Origin of the sequence: Acinetobacter sp. IK23, from assembly GCF_035615275.1 — a bacterium.
Lineage (GTDB): Bacteria > Pseudomonadota > Gammaproteobacteria > Pseudomonadales > Moraxellaceae > Acinetobacter > Acinetobacter seifertii.
Map to the genome: position 1 here is coordinate 12,779 of NZ_JANBNX010000036.1, position 18,531 is coordinate 31,309.

General features: G+C 38.2%; 18 protein-coding genes and 1 pseudogene. 10 read left to right on the plus strand and 9 right to left on the minus strand.

Annotated features, from left to right (window positions below; translation table 11 throughout):
* The first annotated feature begins 31 nt into the window (after positions 1-31).
* Positions 32-946: a DMT family transporter gene (locus tag MSG95_RS17285; protein ID WP_077165185.1), complete on the plus strand. Its 915-nt coding sequence runs from the start codon at positions 32-34 to the stop codon at positions 944-946.
* 19 nt (positions 947-965) lie between these two features.
* Here the strand turns inward: MSG95_RS17285 and MSG95_RS17290 are convergent, their stop codons facing one another.
* A complete protein-coding gene (locus MSG95_RS17290) occupies positions 966-2,213 on the minus strand; it encodes a YihY family inner membrane protein (RefSeq protein WP_004705421.1) in 1,248 nt (415 codons plus the stop codon).
* 287 nt (positions 2,214-2,500) lie between these two features.
* On the opposite strand from MSG95_RS17290, the gene wrbA reads away from it, so the two are divergent.
* Positions 2,501-3,094, plus strand: coding sequence for an NAD(P)H:quinone oxidoreductase (gene wrbA / locus MSG95_RS17295; protein ID WP_191017655.1), 594 nt, complete (start codon positions 2,501-2,503; stop codon positions 3,092-3,094).
* Between the two features lie 53 nt (positions 3,095-3,147).
* Here the strand turns inward: wrbA and MSG95_RS17300 are convergent, their stop codons facing one another.
* The 3 genes from MSG95_RS17300 to MSG95_RS17310 form a co-directional block, all read right to left on the minus strand.
* The gene (locus tag MSG95_RS17300; protein ID WP_002050789.1) at positions 3,148-3,723 is read right to left on the minus strand and encodes a xanthine phosphoribosyltransferase; all 576 of its coding nucleotides are present in this window, start codon (positions 3,721-3,723) and stop codon (positions 3,148-3,150) included.
* A 71-nt stretch (positions 3,724-3,794) separates the two neighbouring features.
* Positions 3,795-4,508 (minus strand): DUF3108 domain-containing protein, encoded by a 714-nt coding sequence (locus tag MSG95_RS17305; RefSeq protein ID WP_077163571.1) that lies wholly within the window; start codon positions 4,506-4,508, stop codon positions 3,795-3,797.
* Between the two features lie 157 nt (positions 4,509-4,665).
* Complete coding sequence (locus MSG95_RS17310) at positions 4,666-5,337, minus strand: hypothetical protein (protein WP_004705429.1); 672 nt, start codon at positions 5,335-5,337, stop codon at positions 4,666-4,668.
* A 232-nt stretch (positions 5,338-5,569) separates the two neighbouring features.
* Here MSG95_RS17310 and MSG95_RS17315 point away from each other — a divergent pair, with 232 nt between their 5' ends.
* Positions 5,570-6,454 (plus strand): energy transducer TonB, encoded by an 885-nt coding sequence (locus MSG95_RS17315; RefSeq protein ID WP_004705430.1) that lies wholly within the window; start codon positions 5,570-5,572, stop codon positions 6,452-6,454.
* Positions 6,455-6,541: 87 nt separating this feature from the next.
* Here the strand turns inward: MSG95_RS17315 and ybeY are convergent, their stop codons facing one another.
* Genes ybeY through miaB form a run of 3 tightly spaced genes read right to left on the minus strand, consistent with a single transcriptional unit; the run spans position 6,542 to position 9,608 of the window.
* Positions 6,542-7,021 carry an rRNA maturation RNase YbeY gene (gene ybeY / locus MSG95_RS17320; protein ID WP_004705432.1) on the minus strand — a complete coding sequence of 160 codons (480 nt, stop codon included), beginning with the start codon at positions 7,019-7,021 and terminating at the stop codon, positions 6,542-6,544.
* Between the two features lie 24 nt (positions 7,022-7,045).
* Positions 7,046-8,119 (minus strand): PhoH family protein, encoded by a 1,074-nt coding sequence (locus tag MSG95_RS17325; protein WP_324624903.1) that lies wholly within the window; start codon positions 8,117-8,119, stop codon positions 7,046-7,048.
* A 37-nt stretch (positions 8,120-8,156) separates the two neighbouring features.
* Complete coding sequence (gene miaB, locus MSG95_RS17330; protein WP_019456556.1) at positions 8,157-9,608, minus strand: tRNA (N6-isopentenyl adenosine(37)-C2)-methylthiotransferase MiaB; 1,452 nt, start codon at positions 9,606-9,608, stop codon at positions 8,157-8,159.
* Between the two features lie 288 nt (positions 9,609-9,896).
* On the opposite strand from miaB, the gene MSG95_RS17335 reads away from it, so the two are divergent.
* From MSG95_RS17335 to MSG95_RS17350, 4 genes are all read left to right on the plus strand, one after another.
* Positions 9,897-11,840 (plus strand): lytic transglycosylase domain-containing protein, encoded by a 1,944-nt coding sequence (locus MSG95_RS17335; protein ID WP_077165188.1) that lies wholly within the window; start codon positions 9,897-9,899, stop codon positions 11,838-11,840.
* A 57-nt stretch (positions 11,841-11,897) separates the two neighbouring features.
* A complete protein-coding gene (locus MSG95_RS17340; protein WP_004705438.1) occupies positions 11,898-12,560 on the plus strand; it encodes a ribonuclease T2 family protein in 663 nt (220 codons plus the stop codon).
* 210 nt (positions 12,561-12,770) lie between these two features.
* Complete coding sequence (locus tag MSG95_RS17345) at positions 12,771-13,757, plus strand: malate dehydrogenase (RefSeq protein WP_002119517.1); 987 nt, start codon at positions 12,771-12,773, stop codon at positions 13,755-13,757.
* A 162-nt stretch (positions 13,758-13,919) separates the two neighbouring features.
* Positions 13,920-14,165, plus strand: coding sequence for a DUF2789 family protein (locus MSG95_RS17350; RefSeq protein ID WP_077165189.1), 246 nt, complete (start codon positions 13,920-13,922; stop codon positions 14,163-14,165).
* A gap of 50 nt (positions 14,166-14,215) precedes the next feature.
* Here MSG95_RS17350 and MSG95_RS17355 read toward each other — a convergent pair whose 3' ends face one another.
* Both MSG95_RS17355 and MSG95_RS17360 read right to left on the minus strand, forming a co-directional pair.
* Complete coding sequence (locus MSG95_RS17355) at positions 14,216-14,743, minus strand: hypothetical protein (protein WP_004705440.1); 528 nt, start codon at positions 14,741-14,743, stop codon at positions 14,216-14,218.
* Positions 14,744-14,811: 68 nt separating this feature from the next.
* On the minus strand, positions 14,812-15,417 hold the full coding sequence (locus tag MSG95_RS17360) for a 2OG-Fe(II) oxygenase (RefSeq protein ID WP_077165190.1): 606 nt from the start codon (positions 15,415-15,417) through the stop codon (positions 14,812-14,814).
* Positions 15,418-15,533: 116 nt separating this feature from the next.
* Between MSG95_RS17360 and MSG95_RS17365 the strand changes: the two genes are divergently transcribed.
* From MSG95_RS17365 to MSG95_RS17375, 3 genes and pseudogenes are all read left to right on the plus strand, one after another.
* Positions 15,534-16,391, plus strand: coding sequence for a 23S rRNA (adenine(2030)-N(6))-methyltransferase RlmJ (locus MSG95_RS17365; protein ID WP_004705444.1), 858 nt, complete (start codon positions 15,534-15,536; stop codon positions 16,389-16,391).
* 41 nt (positions 16,392-16,432) lie between these two features.
* Positions 16,433-17,266, plus strand: coding sequence for a CDP-diacylglycerol--serine O-phosphatidyltransferase (gene pssA, locus MSG95_RS17370; protein ID WP_004705447.1), 834 nt, complete (start codon positions 16,433-16,435; stop codon positions 17,264-17,266).
* A gap of 17 nt (positions 17,267-17,283) precedes the next feature.
* A pseudogene (locus MSG95_RS17375) lies at positions 17,284-18,370 on the plus strand (DUF6670 family protein).
* Positions 18,371-18,531 lie beyond the last annotated feature (161 nt).

Genomic DNA, 18,531 nt, shown 5'->3' on the forward strand with positions numbered 1-18,531 from the left:
TCTGATTTTTCGCTATAAATAAAGGTATTAAATGGACGAGCGCAAAAATCTGGATACCAGAGCTTCGGCTTTAATGGTGCTTTTATGTATGATTTTAGGACTTCAACAAGTGGTTCTAAAAATAGCGGCTACAGATATTACGCCGATTATGCAAATTGCTTTACGTTCTGGATTATCTGCACTTTTAGTATTGCCTTTATTGTGGCGTGATAGTTCTATCCATCTGTTTTCTTATCAACAATGTAAAGCCGGTGCGCTTGTTGCTTTATTTTTTTCATTAGAGTTCTATTTTGTAACTCAAGCCTTAAAACTCACTTCGACCTCCCATACTGTAGTTTTACTCTATACCGCTCCAATTTTTGTCGCATTGGGACTTCATTGGAAATTTCCTACTGAGCGCTTGAACCGAGCGCAGTGGGCAGGCATTACTTTGGCTTTTATGGGAATTATTATTACATTTTATCCGACAGCTACAACTCTAAATGGCGCAGCATTAGTGCAAGTTTTATTGGGTGATTTATATGCACTTATGGCGGGAATGGCTTGGGCATTAAGCACTATTATTGTTCGTTTATCTTCTTTGGCTCAAGCCCCAGCAACGCAAACCTTGTTTTATCAACTCACGGGTTGTTTTATTTTATTAATCTTAATCGCTTTTGCGACAGATCAAACCACAATTCATCTTACGAAATTGACATTTTTAAGTTTGAGCTTTCAAACATTGATTGTATCTTTTGCAAGTTTACTACTATGGTTTTGGCTATTAAGAAATTATTTAGCCTCACGTTTAGGCGTATTTTCATTTCTGACGCCATTATTTGGTGTGCTTTTTAGTGTGTTGTTCTTAGATGAAAAATTAGAAATTAAATTTGTTAGTGGAAGTATTTTGGTTTTATCGGGAATCATTATTATGAGCTTAAAACAGGGCCAACCAAACAAAGGCTAAACCCTGTTGTTCATGTATATTATTTCTCTTCAAAAATCGTTGAAAGTGGAATAGAAAGTTTTGCAGCTAAATAGTCGTTTGATTCAACTAGTGCAGGGCCAATTCTTTCCATCCATTCGTCGTCGTCATGCACATTGAGTACATCTAGACGTAGGGGAAGTGGATAAGGCAATGCAGTGAAGAAGCTCCAGAAGTCGACTTGAGATAAATTGCGAACTAAAACATATTCATCTTTGTCTGTGCGTTTAACTAAATTTTGCTCTTCAAGTAAGACGACATAAGCGGGCCAACGGCCAACTTCACCGCGGCCTAAAATACCTAATGCTTCTTTATCACTTACACTTTCACCAAGTTTCTGCTTTTTATAAAACAGTTCTAAAATATCGAGTAGCATGAGTACTGGATGTCTTTTTTGCTCTTTACCTGAGTGGAAAGCGGTAAGGGCAAAACTCACCTCGACCCCAAGCAAAACAATATTCCAAGATAAGAAAACCCATAGTAGGAAAATAGGTACTGCCGCAAATGCACCGTATATGATTTCATAACTGGTGAAGTTGGACATTAAAAAGCCAAATAAGTTTTTGAGTATTTCAAATAATACAGCACTTAAACATGCTGCAATTGCTGCTGAAAATAACGGGACCGTGCGGTTGGGAATGGTCCAATATAAAATAAAGAATCCCAAAACAGTAAGAACAAAAGAAATGAGCCAAAGTAGAAAGGCGCCATCAAGTTGATAACCTGTAAAGTTATTACTTAATAAGTTCATTGATGCAACGGTTGATGAAATAACGAAAGCACTACCTAAGATAATAGGGCCAAGCGAAATAATGGTCCAGTAGCGCATAAAACCTACAATGCCACTACGAGTTTCTTTCACTCTCCATATTCGATTGAAGGCAGTTTCAATTGTTGTCAGCATTAAAACTGTCGTGACAAATAGGAACAGCACACCAATTACAGTTAAATTACTGGATTTTTCGGTAAATGCATTGAGTGCCTTATCAAATGCAATGGTACTTTTAGGTAAAAAGTTACTATAGATTAAGTGCTGTAACTGTTGTCTAGCAGGTTCTAACGCTTTAATTGAAGAAATAATAACTAAAAATACTGTTAGCATCGGCACAACAGCAAAAAGAGTTGTATAAGTAAGTGCGCCAGCCTGCTCCCGGCAGCGATCAGCTTCAAAACGCTTAATCACGAATAAAATAAATTGAAACCAGGTCTTGTTATAAAAAGGAAGTCTCTTCAAAAAACGTTCTAACATGCGTCATCTATCCCGATTTTTTTAATCATGATGTGGGTGATTGATATTCACCAGTGTCTTCGTTTGAGAACACTATCGTTGATATGGGTAAACTTTAACCTAAAGAATAAAAAGTATTCTGAAAGTTCCGTATGTATCATCGTAACAAAACATCGTAAAAAGCTTTTACCGATATTTGTTACTGCCGCCCTTAAAAATCAATCACCTCTAAAATTTCATAGAATTGGCTTCGCCAAAAAAATAAAAAATACCGTATAGTGTTCTTTTTAACAAAATTCATGAAAGCGATGCAACCTTACATTCTTGTGCTTTATTACAGTAAATATGGTTCTACTAAAGAAATGGCGCATCTTATTGCAAATGGTGTTGAGTCTGCTGGGGTTGCTGTAAAAATAAGAACAGTACCTAATATTGCAACAGTTGTAACAGAGGCTGAACCGAGCATTCCTGAAGACGGCGATATTTATTGTACTTTAGAGGATTTAGCTAATTGTGCTGGCTTGGCACTAGGGTCTCCAACTCGCTTTGGTAATATGGCGAGTGAAATGAAATATTTCTGGGACCAAACGACAAGTCTCTGGCTCAATGGTGCATTACATAATAAACCTGCTTGCGTTTTTACTTCTTCTGGTTCAATGCACGGTGGGCAAGAAAGTACTTTATTAACAATGTTACCGCCGTTATTTCATCATGGCATGATGATTTTAGGTTTACCAAATTCTATTCCCGCCTTATCAAACACGAAAACAGGCGGAACGCCTTATGGTGCTAGCCATGTAAGTGGTCCACGTCATGACCAAGGTTTAAGTCAAGATGAAAAGGTTTTATGTGAAGCGCAAGGTAAGCGTTTAGGTGAAATCGTAAAAAAACTTCATTCTTAATTTTTATAGTAATAAAAAAGAGCGGAAATCCGCTCTTTTTTATTAAAACAAATTTATTCTTTAACAAAAGTTACTGTGCCATCAGTAAGTGATTTTACTCGTGCTAATGATTCAACGCGGTAACCTTTTTCAAGTAATAAATCACGGCCAGGTTGGAATGATTTTTCAATCACAATACCAACACCTACAACTTCTGCATTTGCTTGATGAATTAAGTCAATCAAACCAAGTGCAGCTTGACCATTTGCTAAAAAGTCATCAATGACCAAAGCTTTATCGCTTGAGTTGATGTGCTTGTTTGAAATAGCAATGGTACTTTCAGTTTGTTTAGTAAAACTAAATACTTTGGCGCGATATAAATCGTCTTTTAAAGTGAGCGATTGATATTTACGAGCAAAAATCACAGGTACACCAAGTTCTAAACCTGCCATGATTGCTGGCGCAATACCTGAAGCTTCAATGGTAATAATCTTGGTAATCCCTGCATCTTTGAAGCGAGCGGCAAATTCTTTACCAATCTGCTGCATGAGGACAGGGTCAATTTGGTGATTTAAGAAAGCGTCGACTTTCAACACTTGATCAGATAGAACGATACCTTCTGTTAAGATTTTCTGTTCTAGTGCGTGCACGGGAGAATCCTCTAGACGGATGCTTTTAAAGCAAATGCGTATTTTAAAAAGCATCCGAAAAAATGCAAGCTTTAATTCGTTTTACCGCTATAACTTGTTAATAACAAACCATAAGATGTTTTGCCATCAATATGGCTTACCTTAACTGGTAAGTAGTCTAATTTAGGTGCTAACCAGAAAATCGTACTGCGATCTGGTCTGCCGTGCTCTAAGACCACTTTTACAGTGTCAAAGGTGCCATAAGAAGTTTTAACTTTTTCGTTGCCTTGTTTTACAAAACGGCGGTTTTCAACTTCTTTTGCATCTGCAAGAGGGTAAGAAGATTTAAGTGAACCATTTTTTAAATCTTCACGGACTTGTAATTCAGCATTTAGCTCGTCAAGTACGCCTGGCTGCCAAGCAAATGAGCGTGCTTTATCATCTTTCTTGGTGCTAATTGTCTTATTACCAGGGTTAAAATTAATATTCATAGTGTTGTTATGAATTAAAATTTTACTGGTACGGCTAAAGCTTTGTGAACCAATTTTGCCATTAGCAAAACTAAATTTACTTGTTTCACTTGCAGAAGCGATTCCACCAGCTTTTGCAGTGAATAGATAAGTCCAGTTATTTCCTTGTTGACTAAGTGCGCGTGTTGCTGAACCCATGCCTTTATTATTATAGGTAAACTGATAATTTGCCTGAAATGGGCTCATGGCAAGTGCATGGCTAGAGAAACTTGCAATAAGCAAAGTTGTCGAAATACCAGTTGCGATGCTGAATGATTTCAGAAATTTTGTTGCCATAAGTAAATATCCTTGTACAGACTGAAAGGTCAGTGCTGATGCATCTATGACTTTTGCATATTATGCCTGTTGATCATGGAGAAAAAATCAGGATTTATGCTAAATATGTAATCTCTTTGTGTTTTTTAGCAGCAAATTTCTTTAGCTCATACAGTTGTTATGCATCTTTTTGCTGTATTGGCGTAATCTCAGAGTCTTCTAGTTCATCTTCAAAATCGTCATCTTGATCTTTGAAAAGTAAAGCTGCAAGGTTCACATTACCAAAGACGACCAATTCTGCTTCACGAACCCGCGCATAATTAATATGAACTTTGCCTAATGTTTCAATAATACTGGCTTTCTTACCGAACCAACGGTTCAGGTCTAGGAAGATAAGATCATCTTTTTCTTGGGCTACGTTAAAACGTTCCAAAATCATGCCCAAAGGATCTTTTTTTAGAATTTTGTGATAGTAAAAAATAGCAGCTTTTACAGCAATTTTTTGCCAGAAATTTTTATATTTAGCTTCTACTATCTGTGTATTACTAATCTGTTCAAAAACGATTAGTTGCTGTTCTTTATTAAATTCCATCTGAATCAGTTTTAAGTCAACAGATAAAGTCGTCTCTAAACCTTTGACATGCATTGTGGCATAAAGTCTTAACCAATCATGATAAAGGTCTGTATGCAAATCATCTAGAAATTCGACATTATTGGTAACATAGCGTTCTAATGTCGCGTTTAGAAAAGTTTGCGACAATGTAAAATCTCTTTCTTCCTCAATGAAGGCTTCAGCTTTGCGGTAGACTTTATGAAGACGTTTGACTAGTGAGGAAAATAGCGTTTGCATAAAAGAACTTCCAGAAGATGAATTATTAAAGAAACAACACACTCTTTATTATGTTAAAAACACGTTTTGATATTGCAGTGTAACAAATTTAATTGATACATTTTCACAAAATGAAAATGGATAAAAACTCATATTTGAAGTGAATCACACTTTTATCCATATTTGAATATCAGTTTGTATTTTGTTCGGTATCAGTACCGTGGGGAAAAGGCATTTATATGCTTTTAAGATTATGTTGAAAAAAAGAAGTCTTCCTATAGAGCCTTTTCTTTATTGGTGGCAAGACCGAGTCTTTATTGTTGCAATAATACTCGCAATCTTGTTGCATACTCTTGTGCTGCTTATTCATTTTGCTATGCCTGCGCCGTCAGAGCAATCCACGAAAGAAATCGCTATATCTATTCGTCCTGCTGAGGATGCTGTTAAGCATGCAGATTTTTTAGCGCAAGCAGACCAACAAGGTTCAGGAACTTTTAGAGAGGCTCATCGGATGTCTAGTAATTCTCCGACGCCTATGACTACTGATGCTTCAACGGGAGAAGCCCAGTTAGAAACTTTAGAAAAAGTACAGCAACAAAGAGAACTTAAGTTTGAAGAAAAAGTACTCATGACTGTGTTGAGTTGGCAGAAACAAGCTGAGGAGAGTCAAAGAAAGAAAGCACTTGAACAATTAGAAAGCCAGTTTCAAGCTAAAGCTGCAATGGTCGCGAGCCTAGAAGCTCAATATTTACAACGTCAGCAAGATTTCAGTCGTCAACAAAAAATAAAAACAGTCGATGGTATTCAAGCCAAGAAAGATGCTTCAGCAGCTTATTTAGATAAGTTCCGTGAAAAGGTGGAGCTTTACGGTAACCGTTATTATCCAGAAGAAGCTAAACAACAACAATTAAAAGGTGAAGTTCGCCTTATGGTGATTTTGAATGCTCAAGGGGGCATTCGTGCAATTCGTTTACTTGAAAGTTCAGGACATTCAGTTTTAGATGAAGCTGCAAAAGCTTCTGTACGCCGTGGTGCGCCATTTGGTCGTTTTGATAGCAATATGAAAGATATTTCTGAGCTACGTATTATTCGTACTTGGCGTTTTGATCCAGCTGAAGCTGAATTTGAGGTACATTAATGAAAAATGTGGATAACTTGTAGGATATCCACATTTCAAAAATAAATTAGAAAGCTGATTCTGTTATGAATCGTTTAAAAGTGAAATTTATGATTCCTGATAAGGATTAGCAATATTGAGTTTAGCTAAAATTTCAATTTCTAAGCCTTCCATTTCTTCGGCATCTTCATCGCTTGTTTCATGGTCATAACCAAGTAAATGTAAAACACCATGAACCAATAGATGTGCAAAATGATTTTGAGCAGTTTTCTTCTGTTCCAAAGCTTCTTGTAATACTACTGGAATACAAATCACTAAATCGCCTAGGGGTAATGCATCGAGCATTGGTAGGACTTCTTCAGGGATGTCGCTTGGAAAAGAGAGAACATTGGTAGGTTTATCTTTCTCACGATATTGCAAGTTAAGTTGATGGCTTTCTTCCAAATCAACACAGGCAATACCAATTTCACAATCTTCTTTGTAGCCAACGTGGCGTAAAGTGGTCTCAATAATTTTTTTGAGTTGAGCTCGTTTGAGCTCTAACTCAGGTGATTGAAAGTCTTGTTGTAAACTTAAACTGATTTTCAAAGTGAATCCTTAAGCATCCTGGTGTTACAAGTCTGCTGCTGTATCGTTTTCAGCAACTAAAGCTTCTTGGCGTGCTTTACGTTCAGCACGTGCTTCAGCATTAAGACGCTGTTGTTCACCATCCCAACCTTCATACGCTTCAACAATTTTTTGAACAAGTTGATGACGTACAACGTCACGAGAATGGAAACGGGTAATATGAATTTCTTTAATATTCTCAAGTACACGAAGAGCGTGTGCCAAACCAGATTGTTGGCCTCGAGGTAAATCTACTTGGGTAATATCACCTGTAATTACTGCACGAGAGCCAAAACCTAAACGGGTCAAGAACATTTTCATTTGTTCAGGTGTTGTGTTTTGGGCTTCATCCAAAATTACAAATGAATGATTAAGAGTACGGCCACGCATATAAGCAAGGGGTGCAACTTCAATCACTTGACGCTCGATTAGTTTGGCAACTTTTTCAAAGCCGAGCATTTCGTAAAGAGCGTCGTAAAGAGGCCGTAGGTATGGGTCAATTTTCTGAGTAAGATCACCAGGTAAGAAACCGAGCTTTTCTCCTGCTTCTACCGCAGGACGTACAAGTAAAATCCGCTGGATTTCGTTGCGTTCGAGCATATCTACGGCTGCGGCAACTGCTAAATAAGTTTTACCTGTACCAGCAGGGCCGACACCAAAAGAAATATCGCTTTGTAAAATACGCTGTACATAACGCTTTTGGTTGGCACCACGCGGATTAATACGGCCTTTTCGAGTCTGGAAATAGACATCCATTGGTGCATCATGCTCATCCATCTCTTCACCAACCAGCTCGAAATTACGCTCGGTTTGAGAAGATTGAATGAGTAGATGCAACAAGTCAGCACTGATTTGCTGGGATACCTCAGACTCTTCATAGAGTCGCTGCAATAGTGCTTCGGCTCTCCCAACAGCATCTATCTCACCATCTATGTGAAAAACATCTCCACGATGAGTAATTTTGACATCTAAACGCTGTTCAATTTGCTTAAGGTGCCCATTATAGGCACCCAAGATGCTCTTTAAACGTTCCATTGAAACTTCAGGAAATGTTACGGTACGTCGAATCGCTGCAGTCAAGAGAAAACCTTTCAGTAGACTTTAGAATACCTCTACATTACGCCACGTCAGGCTCAAGATTCAAGAGCTCGCCGTAAACTAAATTTAAAGTTTTAATTTCAGTAATCTCGATCTCTGCAAAGCGACCCACCCATGAAGCATCACCTACAAAAGTGACTAGACGAGTATTGTCTGCGGTACCTAATAAAATATTAGGGTCTTGATCAGATACTTTTTCAACGAGAACACGTTCAATTTTGCCAAGCATTGCGTCAGTCTTTTCAATACTAGATTGCTTAATCACTTTCTGAACTTGAGCTAAACGTTCTTTTTTAACCTGTTCAGGTGTTGTATCTGGTAAGTCTGATGCTGGTGTACCAGGACGTTTTGAGTAAACGAAGCTGTATGAGTGATCGAAATCTAAGTCTTTGATAAACTGAAGTGTTTCTGCGAAATTTTCATCAGTTTCACCAGGGAATCCAATAATAAAGTCACTCGATAAATGCATATCAGGGCGTATTTTACGTAACTTGGCAATCTTATCGATATACACATCAATGGTGTGATTTCGCTTCATGGCCTGTAGAACATCGTTAGATCCGCTTTGTACAGGCAAATGTAAATGTGAAACCATTTGAGGTAAATCTTCATAACACTGAATAAGCTCATCAGAGAACTCAAGTGGGTGTGAAGTTGTATAACGTAGTCGTCCAATACCTGGAATTTCTGCAACGAGTCGTAACAATTCAGGGAAGGTACAAATGCCACCTTCGAATGTTTCACCACGGTAGCCATTTACATTTTGACCCAGCAATGAAATTTCACGGACACCTTTTTCAGCAAGACCAGCAATTTCTGCGAGTACATCATCTAGTGGACGAGAAACTTCCTCACCGCGTGTATATGGCACTACACAGAAGGAACAGTATTTAGAGCAACCTTCCATAATAGAAACGAATGCTTTAAAGCCTTCTACGCGTGGTTCAGGTAAAAAGTCGAATTTTTCAATATCTGGAAAAGAAATATCAACCAGTTTGATTTTATCCTTTTTTGGTTTTTCTACTTGAGCATTATGCTGATCAAGCATTTGCGGTAAGCGATGGAGTGTTTGAGGGCCGAAAATCATGTCCACATAAGGAGCACGTTTTTGAATATTGTCACCTTCTTGAGATGCGACACAACCACCCACACCAATCACAAGATCAGGATTTTTATCCTTTAATTTGCGCCAGCGGCCTAATTCACTGAATACTTTCTCTTGTGCTTTTTCACGGATAGAGCAAGTATTCATGAGCAGAATATCTGCTTCATTAGGATTTGACGTTAAAACGTAGCCGTGAGAATCCCCTAAAAGGTCTGCCATACGGTGACTGTCATACTCATTCATCTGACACCCTTGAGTTTCAATATAAAGTTTTTTTATTGAAACATCAGTGGTGTGCGTTGGCTGGGTAACAGTGTTTTCTGAGGCAGCTTTGGCACCATTGGGAATGAAGGTTTGAACCGTCATGCAGGCTCCTAACAGATCGATCTAGTTAAATAATAAAAACAACCCAAAACGGGTCAAACCCAACATTATAACAGTATTTGAGCTGAACAGATAAAATTAAACTGCCATAAGCGAGCTATGATTTATGAAGATAAATGACATAAATTTTAATGATGTTGAATCAGAGAGTTACATAACACAACAAAAGAAAGCACGAAGAATAATTAAACTATGCCTAAAGGTGGATAGTCAGGGTTTAACACATTTATGAGACCAAGTAAAAAGAGCTCATCAAACAAGAGTCGTGTGATGAAAAATAAATATGCACATCGTGGCTGGTTAGGGGCTGTGTGTTTACTTGGTTGTTCATTGTCTTATGCAGCAGAAGAACAATTTAATGATGCATTGAATGCCGCAAATAGTGGTAATACAGCCTTGTTAGATCAATATCAGGCTGCAATGCAAAATGATGTATTGGGTTATTATCCTGAATACTGGAAACTAAACAGCAATCTTAGCTTTCAATCCCCAACATCAATTATAAGTTTTGCCCAACGCTATCCTCAATCTGCCATGGCAGAGAAGCTTGCAGCAGACTATGTAGAAGAAAAAGTAAAGCAAGCTGACTTTGTATCTGCTCAACCACTTTTATCTTATGTTTCTAACCCTGATCCAGCCGAAAATTGTGCTTTAGCGCAGGTGAGAGCTAAAAGTGGTGATGCATTAGTATTTGCTGAATATAAAGATGTTTGGTTGGCAACAGAATCTCAACCAGAATCATGTGTTGGGCTAGGTCGTATGATGATTTCTAGTCCATTAATGAGTACTCAAGATAAGCAACAACGTCTTTGGGTACAGCTACGCTCTGGTCTATCTGGACAGGCACTTGCTACTGCTCAAAGTTTAGGAATAAATCTTTCTTTGGCTCAGCTTAACCAGATTCAGGCAAATCCGCTTAACTATTTGTGGACTGCCCCAAAAACTAATGATGTAGATTATGCTTATCTGATTTTTGCATTGGGACGTTTAGCAAATAATGACTTGGGGAATGCTTTTGCAAATGTGCAGCGAGTAGCGCAAGGCACTCCCGAGAGTGTACAAAAATATCTATATCGAACCGTAGCTTATATTGGCGGAACTACGGTCATGAAAAATAATTTTAACCGAGAAGTTCTTCAATACTTTGATGCGAGTTATGGCTACCCTTTAAGCCCTGAAGAAGCTGAAATTTATGCACGACAAGCAATTCGCTTTAGCGCATGGGAAAGTTTAATTCGTGCGATTGATAGTATGTCGGTTTCACAGAAGCAAGAAGATCGCTGGCAATATTGGTTAGCTCGTGCGACAGAACAGCGTGGTGATAGCAATTCTAAAAATACGGCACAACGTATTTATAAGAAACTCGCTGAAAGTGGTGATGATTATCACAACTTACTTGCAAAAGACCGTTTAGGTGTACGCTATAATCATCAACCTTATAGTGATGAGCCAACTGCAAGTGATTTGCGCCGTTTAGATCAAAATATTCACTTTAATCGTGCATTTACTCTGAGACGCATTAACGCCAATCCGACTTATACAAATCGCGAATGGAACTGGGCAGTCCGTCAGGCCTATCTCCAACATGATGATGGTTTATTATTAGCTGCCGCAAAGCGTGCTCATGATATGGGTTGGTATGACCGTGCAATTTATGCAGCGGATCGTACAACTAGTAAACATAATGATACCTATCGTTATGTCACCCCACATAAGACTAATGTCGTAAGTCATAGTTACAATGCTGGAATTGATCCAGCTTGGGCTTATGGTTTAATGCGTCAAGAAAGTCGGTTTGTTACCTCGGCACGTTCCCATGTGGGGGCAGGTGGCCTGATGCAAATTATGCCTGATACAGCAAAGTTGATTGCTCGTCAGATGGGGGAGACATATAATCCGGCGGCGTTGAGTGAAATGAATACCAATATTCGTTATGGAACATTTTATTTATCAATGATTCAAGGTCAGTTAAGCAATAACCCTGTTTTAGCGACAGCAGGTTATAATGCTGGCCCGAATCGTGCAAGACGTTGGCAACCAGATTACCAACCGATTGAGGCTGATCAGTATACTGAAACCATTCCATTGCTTGAAACAAGAGATTACGTTAAGCATGTCATGACGAATGCGACACATTATGGAGTGGTATTGGGTCAAGGCGCTCAGTCATTAATACAGCGTATGAAAGTCATTCCAATGCGGTCATCACCTTAATTTTAGATGATGAATGATGGAACATTCTTTTAATTGGCATAACCAAGTTTTAATTAAATGAAATATAGATATTTAGGACCTCAATCAATATCACAACTTGCATGGTGGTTGATCTGTGCAAGCATTGGATTGATGAGTTCTGTTTTACATGCGGAACCTGTTAACGTGCAAGGTTATGTCATGCATGTACAGATGACGCCTGCTGTCTGTTCGTTAGATCCTTCTAAACAGAAGCAGCGTAAATGTCTGGAAGGATATTCACTTACAATTACTGGCTTAATGCCAGAAACTACCCGAACTGACTGTTCAACAGAAAGTTCTGCTGCACTATCACCATTACAAGCTAAAGTTGTTGCTCGTGTTATGCCAGACAATAATGCTCGCGTGCAGCTTTGGAAAAGTGTCGGTGGCTGTGTTCCTATGAATGCGAGTCAATATTTCCGTACGATTATTAACTTTGCCGAGCGGTTAAAAATACCTGCTAATTTAACAAGTTCTAGCAATGTAGAAATGCAGCAATCTACACTACGTCAGCAATTTACGAAGCTTAATCCAAGCATGCCTCAAAATGGTATCCGTTTTAATTGCCAGTTATCTCGTTCGGATGTTGTTCTCACAGAAGTTAAAGTCTGTTACACCGTAAATGGCCAATATAAACAGTGTTCAAATCACGTTGTCTCGAATTGTCCAAGTGAAATTACAATTAAAGGTAGTTACTAAGCGAGCTACCATTTCATAAAAAAATGCTGACCATACATTGAATCTATTTGTAAAGATTAATTTGTATTTTCTATCAGACTTTTGGTGAAAATGAGTCGCTTTTACATGCATCTGCAACTTCTTTAGAGTACAATCTTTGCCGTTTATGATGATTTGGTTAGATAGAATCGCTATTTAGCCCGATTAAGGACACTCATTGGAGACAATTACATGAAGCAACCCGTTCGTGTTGCCGTGACTGGCGCTGCAGGTCAAATTGGTTACAGCTTATTATTCCGTATCGCAAGCGGTGAAATGCTAGGTAAAGATCAACCAGTTATTTTACAATTGCTTGAAGTTCCAGTTGAAAAAGCACAACAAGCGCTTAAAGGCGTAATGATGGAACTTGATGACTGTGCTTTCCCTTTATTGGCTGGCATGATCGGGACTGATGATCCTAAAGTTGCATTTAAAGATGCTGACTATGCATTATTAGTTGGTTCTCGTCCACGTGGTCCTGGTATGGAACGTGCTGACTTGTTAAAAGTTAACGGTGAAATCTTCATTGGCCAAGGTCAAGCATTAAACGAAGTTGCTAGCCGTAACGTTAAAGTATTGGTTGTAGGTAACCCTGCAAACACTAACGCTTACATCGCAATGAAATCTGCTCCAGATCTTCCTGCGAAAAACTTCACAGCTATGTTACGTCTTGACCACAACCGCGCGTTGACTCAAGTTGCTCAAAAAGCTGGTGTTGCTGTTGCTGACATCGAAAACTTAACAGTTTGGGGCAACCACTCTCCAACAATGTATGCTGACTACCGTTTTGCAACTGCAAATGGCGAAAGCTTAAAAGACAAGATCAACGATCCAGCTTGGAACAAAGATGTATTCCTTCCAACTGTTGGTAAACGTGGTGCTGCGATTATCGAAGCGCGTGGTTTGTCTTCTGCTGCTTCTGCTGCTAACGCTGCAATTGACCATATGCGTGATTGGGCGCTTGGTACAAACGGCAAGTGGGTAACTATGGGTATTCCATCTGATGGTTCTTATGGTATTCCAGAAGGCGTTATGTTCGGTTTCCCTGTAACAACTGAAAACGGTGAATATAAAATCGTTCAAGGTTTAGAAATTGACGAATTTAGCCGTGAGCGTATCAACTTCACTCTAAACGAGCTTGAAGAAGAACGTGCAGCAATTGCTGACATGGTAAAATAATTCATTACTTTAATGAATTAAAAAGCACTCTCTTGTAGGGTGCTTTTTTATGTTTGAAAATTTATAACTACACACAAAAAACAACAAGAAAATATAGACATAGATATGCAACTAAACTCTATAGTTGTTAGATTATGGAAAAGAAGTTATAGGAGAATAACAGTGTTTGAACAGCAACCGACATTACAACTTTTATTTGAACAATTGGGATTAGATGCTGACGAGGCAAGTATTGAAAACTTCATCAAAACTCATCAATTGCCTGCTGAACAGAAATTACATGAAGCATCTTTTTGGTCAAAAGGACAAAGTGATTTTTTAAAAAGTCATTGGGAAAAAGATGATGAGTGGATTGTCGTCATTGATGAACTCAACGAACAGTTACATGAAGATAGCCTCAAAAAATAGCAAAATAAAAAGGCCTGTTTATTAGCAACAGGCCTTTTAAAATTCATACTTTAATGAGTTTTTCGTTTTAATAAATCTTTGTACCATGACTCATGGCGGACTGGATGAAATACCGGATGTTCATGAACCAGTTCAAGATCACATTGAGTTGTAGATACATATTTAGTAAGCCAATGCCGAGTGAGGGCAGGTTTTTCTTGTGCTGCCGAAGCATAAGCCAAGAAGAAATAGATATCTGCATGCTCATGATGCGATAGTGGTTTCAAAATTTGCTGAGTAATGAGTGCAAAGCGCTTTTCTTTATTTAATTCAAAATAAATCATATACGCTTTAGCTAAATGCAATGATAAATTTAAATATAAATTCATTGGCATCTCGTCATATTCAATGCGAGCTTGTTCGAGCAAAACAATAGCCTCTTGCAAAAAATGAATTTGCTCTTGGCGAACGCGGCTTAACATCGCGAGTTGCATACGTAAATCTGCACGTTCCAAAGCAAGCTCGGGCGTATTTTCCGTTAAATAGAGTTGGTCTGTTTCACCAATTCTGGTCACAATTGCTTTTGTTTCAATAGACATACGCCTTCGCCCTTTTTAATCAATAGCTCTTATATCGGGGTCATTTGAGAAATTTAAAGAGCACTCATCTAACCCCAAATTGAGTTTCCACTACGAAGCCATGCTGTAATTGATAAGCGCTGCTGTTTAGAAACTAAAACTTCGTGCAATAAGTTACTTTGAAATACAACTAACCGATTAGGTTCAGGTTTAACAATATGCCAATTTTCATTTTTATCTTGTAACCTTAATTGTCCACCCCAGTCTTCTTGCCATTCATGGTGTAAATAATAAACACTAGAGATAATACGATCATTTTTTTGCTGAGGATTATCGCGGTGTAATGCATAAAATTCACCTGCATGGTAACAGGCGAAATGAGCTTCTACCTCTTTAATTCCTAAATAAAATGCTTGATTTAGACTTTGCGATAATAGACTTAGGGTTTCAATATGTTGTTGGGCAATCGGAAGCTGATCATTAATCCATAGAATATGGTCACTCCGAATATTGCTTACCACGCCGTTTTGAATACCAGCTTCTCTGAATTCATCCATATGGTGGCTACATTCATTGGCAACCTGAGCGCGATATAGATCTGAATAAGCATGATCTATAATTGCAAAACCATGTGCATTTAAATCATCTAAAATTTGATCCAGATTCCATGAATCAGGAAGCGAGTGATAGTGCATATAACCTCGAATAGATCGTAAAATATCAAGCTGCTCTATTTTAGATGATCACAACCTTACGAAAGAATATTTTTTTCATGTTAAACTATTTGTTGAATTGAGGAATTAAAGTCAACATGAATTACCGTCACCATTTCCATGCGGGCAACTTTGCAGATGTTATGAAGCATGTGCTTTTGCTACAGCTTCTTAATCGTTTAAATGCCAAAGATAAACCTTATCGTTATATCGATACGCATGGAGGTGCAGGAAAATATGATTTATCTCAAGCACCTGCGCAAAAGTCAGGAGAATTCCTAACAGGTATTCATCGTCTTGTTCAGCTTTCAGAAATGGAAAAGCGCCAAGCTCCTGAAGCAATTCAACAATACTTAAAACTTGTTGAAGAACTACGCTCTCAAGAAGGTAAGGGGAGTTATCCTGGTTCTCCTTGGTTTGCATTACAAGGTATGCGCGAAATTGATAAAGCGACTATATTTGAAATGCAACGTGATGTTTTTCAGCAATTACGTCATAACATTCATGACAAACGTGCAGGTTTGCACGAGCGCGATGCATATGAAGGCTTACTTGGTGTAATTCCACCGAAGGAAAAGCGCGGTCTAGTCATGATTGACCCGCCATACGAGTTAGAACGTAAAGATTTTCCGCAATTAGTTGAATTGTTACAACAAGCTCATAAGAAATGGCCAACAGGCGTTTTTGCAGTTTGGTATCCAATTAAAGACCGAGCGATGATTGAGCGTTTTGAAAAGAAAATGTTCAAAACAGGAATTCGCCGTCAGTTAGTTTGTGAAATTTGTGTATGGCCAGATGACACTCCTGTAGGTCTAAATGGTTGTGGTTTATTGGTAATCAACCCGCCTTGGCAGTTCTCTGAACAAGCCGATCAAGCCCTACAATGGTTATTCCCTCACTTACGTATGCAAGAAACGGGTGGTCATGCCGCTGTACGCTGGTTAGTGGGTGAGTAATAATTAATCTAAATCAATGCACATGTTTGGAATAGAAAATAATGACAAATGCGCCTAAACCAGAGCAAGATTTAACTCATAATGAACATTCTTTTGATGGGATTACGTTCGAAGTGGTTGAAGAGGAAGATAATCCGGAAGGACAAAAAGTAAAGCGTCGAGGTATTTATCTTTGGCCTAACTTAATAACTACAGCCGCTTTATTGTCTGGTTTCTATTCCATCATTGCGAGTATGAATGGCGAATTTACTCAAGCAATTTATGCCATTTTTATAGCAGCATTGTTAGATGGGTTAGATGGTCGAGTTGCCAGAGCAATCGGTGCGCAAAGTGCTTTTGGCGAGCAATATGACTCTTTGTCAGATTTGTTAGCCTTTGGTGTAGCGCCAGCAATGCTAATGTATAGCTGGAGTCTGCATGATTTGGGCCGTATAGGTTTAGCTTGTTGTTTTGTTTATACTGCTTGTGCGGCTTTCCGTTTAGCGCGTTTTAATGTTCAAATTGGAGTAGTTGATAAACGTTACTTTATTGGTATCGCAAGTCCACTTGCTGCAATTATTATTATTTCACTTGTATGGGTTGCGCGAGATTACCCATTCATTTTCGATTTGCGTGATATTGCGATTCAAGTGATTAATTCGGTGATCATGGTGGTGGTTGGACTACTTATGATTTCAAACATTAAATACTATTCATTTAAGCAAATGGACCGTAAGCGTGTTCCTTTTGTAGTTATGTTGCCAGTAGTACTGATTTTTGCAGCAATCACTTATAATATCCCAATGGGTATTTTGATTGTTTCAATTATCTATGCTCTATCGGGCTTTGTTACCACGCTATTAGCTAAAAAAAATAACGAGACTATCAGAACATAAATTATATGAGGTTCAGTATGCCGAAGTTGATGAATCAGATAAATCAATTGCAGCAGCTGGGCCTCAACTCAAATGGGGGCGTTGTATATCAGCCTTCTAGAGGCTTTTTCAAAGTTGTTTATCAAGGTTTAATCCTTCCTAACTTACCTGCGCCACTTCGTTATTTTAATTATATTAGCCTGATTGGACAGCCTAGAATTCCCCTTTGTTATAACGCAAACAGTATTGTGACTTCTGCGATTGATACAGCAACAGTATTGGTCAGTAGTAGTTTACACAGTGTAGATCACTTAAAAATTTATTCAATTCGAAGACAATGTCAGCTTAATCCTAATTACTATCAATTTGATAAAACTGATCTTATTGAATGGCAAATTCCTCAAATTCATCTTAAACGAGTGGATTCTGAGATGAGCTGTGATCTAGTTATTCAAACTCCTTCCAATATTTTGAACTCATCTGCTTTGCAATGGGGAATATCAGACTATTGGACAGTTCTTTGTCATTGTGAAGGTGAAATCTTATATAAAGGGCAAAAATATGAAGTGAGTGGATTAGGGCGATTTAAACATGCTCGAGCATTACATTTACCCTTTCTATCTTTATGTTTTTACACATATCAAGTGATTAATCTCAATGAAACAACCCAAGTCACTTTGACCCAAATAAGAAACCAATGGAATATCGTTTTGTGTTCACGCTTAGATATTCAAGAAATAGGCAAAGAACCATTAACTTTTACTGAAGAAGTTAATTTTCATATTTACCGTGTTTATCCAAAAGTTCAAACACCTTTTGGAAGAGAAATGTACTTACCTCGAGAGTTTTCTTGGCAATGCAAAAAAAACGGCAAAGTTATTTTTGAGCTCTATGCTGAAAGTCGTGGTGATTATAAATTTGGATTGGCAGCTGGATATATAGGAAGTTTCAGCTACCAGTTAAGCTTGAATGATCAGTGTCTTCAGGGAGAGGGTGGATATTGTGAATATATCGATTGCCGGCCTTTAAGATGGCAAGAGAAGAACCAAAATGAAAAAAATCTCGATAAATTGCTGCTTTTACAACCATGTTTATATAAAAAATGAATATTTTTACCATTTTTGATCAAAAAGCGAGCTGTTGTTGCGCTAATGTTTAAAAAGGTATTGCAAAGGGAATTTAATGGTCTATAATGCACATCCATCGGCGGTGATGCAGATAGAAACTTGTTGAAAAACAGTTACTTGTGATTAAGTTGGTTGCTTTAAGTGATGAATTTGATGATA

Bases quoted from the DNA above. Each gene is read 5' to 3' on its own strand.
- MSG95_RS17285 (WP_077165185.1), top strand. From the start codon at position 32: ATGGACGAGCGCAAAAATCTGGATACCAGAGCTTCGGCTTTAATGGTG.
- MSG95_RS17290 (WP_004705421.1), bottom strand. From the start codon at position 2,213: ATGTTAGAACGTTTTTTGAAGAGACTTCCTTTTTATAACAAGACCTGG.
- wrbA (WP_191017655.1), top strand. From the start codon at position 2,501: ATGCAACCTTACATTCTTGTGCTTTATTACAGTAAATATGGTTCTACT.
- MSG95_RS17305 (WP_077163571.1), bottom strand. From the start codon at position 4,508: ATGGCAACAAAATTTCTGAAATCATTCAGCATCGCAACTGGTATTTCG.
- MSG95_RS17310 (WP_004705429.1), bottom strand. From the start codon at position 5,337: ATGCAAACGCTATTTTCCTCACTAGTCAAACGTCTTCATAAAGTCTAC.
- MSG95_RS17315 (WP_004705430.1), top strand. From the start codon at position 5,570: ATGTTGAAAAAAAGAAGTCTTCCTATAGAGCCTTTTCTTTATTGGTGG.
- miaB (WP_019456556.1), bottom strand. From the start codon at position 9,608: ATGACGGTTCAAACCTTCATTCCCAATGGTGCCAAAGCTGCCTCAGAA.
- MSG95_RS17335 (WP_077165188.1), top strand. From the start codon at position 9,897: ATGAAAAATAAATATGCACATCGTGGCTGGTTAGGGGCTGTGTGTTTA.
- MSG95_RS17340 (WP_004705438.1), top strand. From the start codon at position 11,898: ATGAAATATAGATATTTAGGACCTCAATCAATATCACAACTTGCATGG.
- MSG95_RS17345 (WP_002119517.1), top strand. From the start codon at position 12,771: ATGAAGCAACCCGTTCGTGTTGCCGTGACTGGCGCTGCAGGTCAAATT.
- MSG95_RS17355 (WP_004705440.1), bottom strand. From the start codon at position 14,743: ATGTCTATTGAAACAAAAGCAATTGTGACCAGAATTGGTGAAACAGAC.
- MSG95_RS17360 (WP_077165190.1), bottom strand. From the start codon at position 15,417: ATGCACTATCACTCGCTTCCTGATTCATGGAATCTGGATCAAATTTTA.
- MSG95_RS17365 (WP_004705444.1), top strand. From the start codon at position 15,534: ATGAATTACCGTCACCATTTCCATGCGGGCAACTTTGCAGATGTTATG.
- pssA (WP_004705447.1), top strand. From the start codon at position 16,433: ATGACAAATGCGCCTAAACCAGAGCAAGATTTAACTCATAATGAACAT.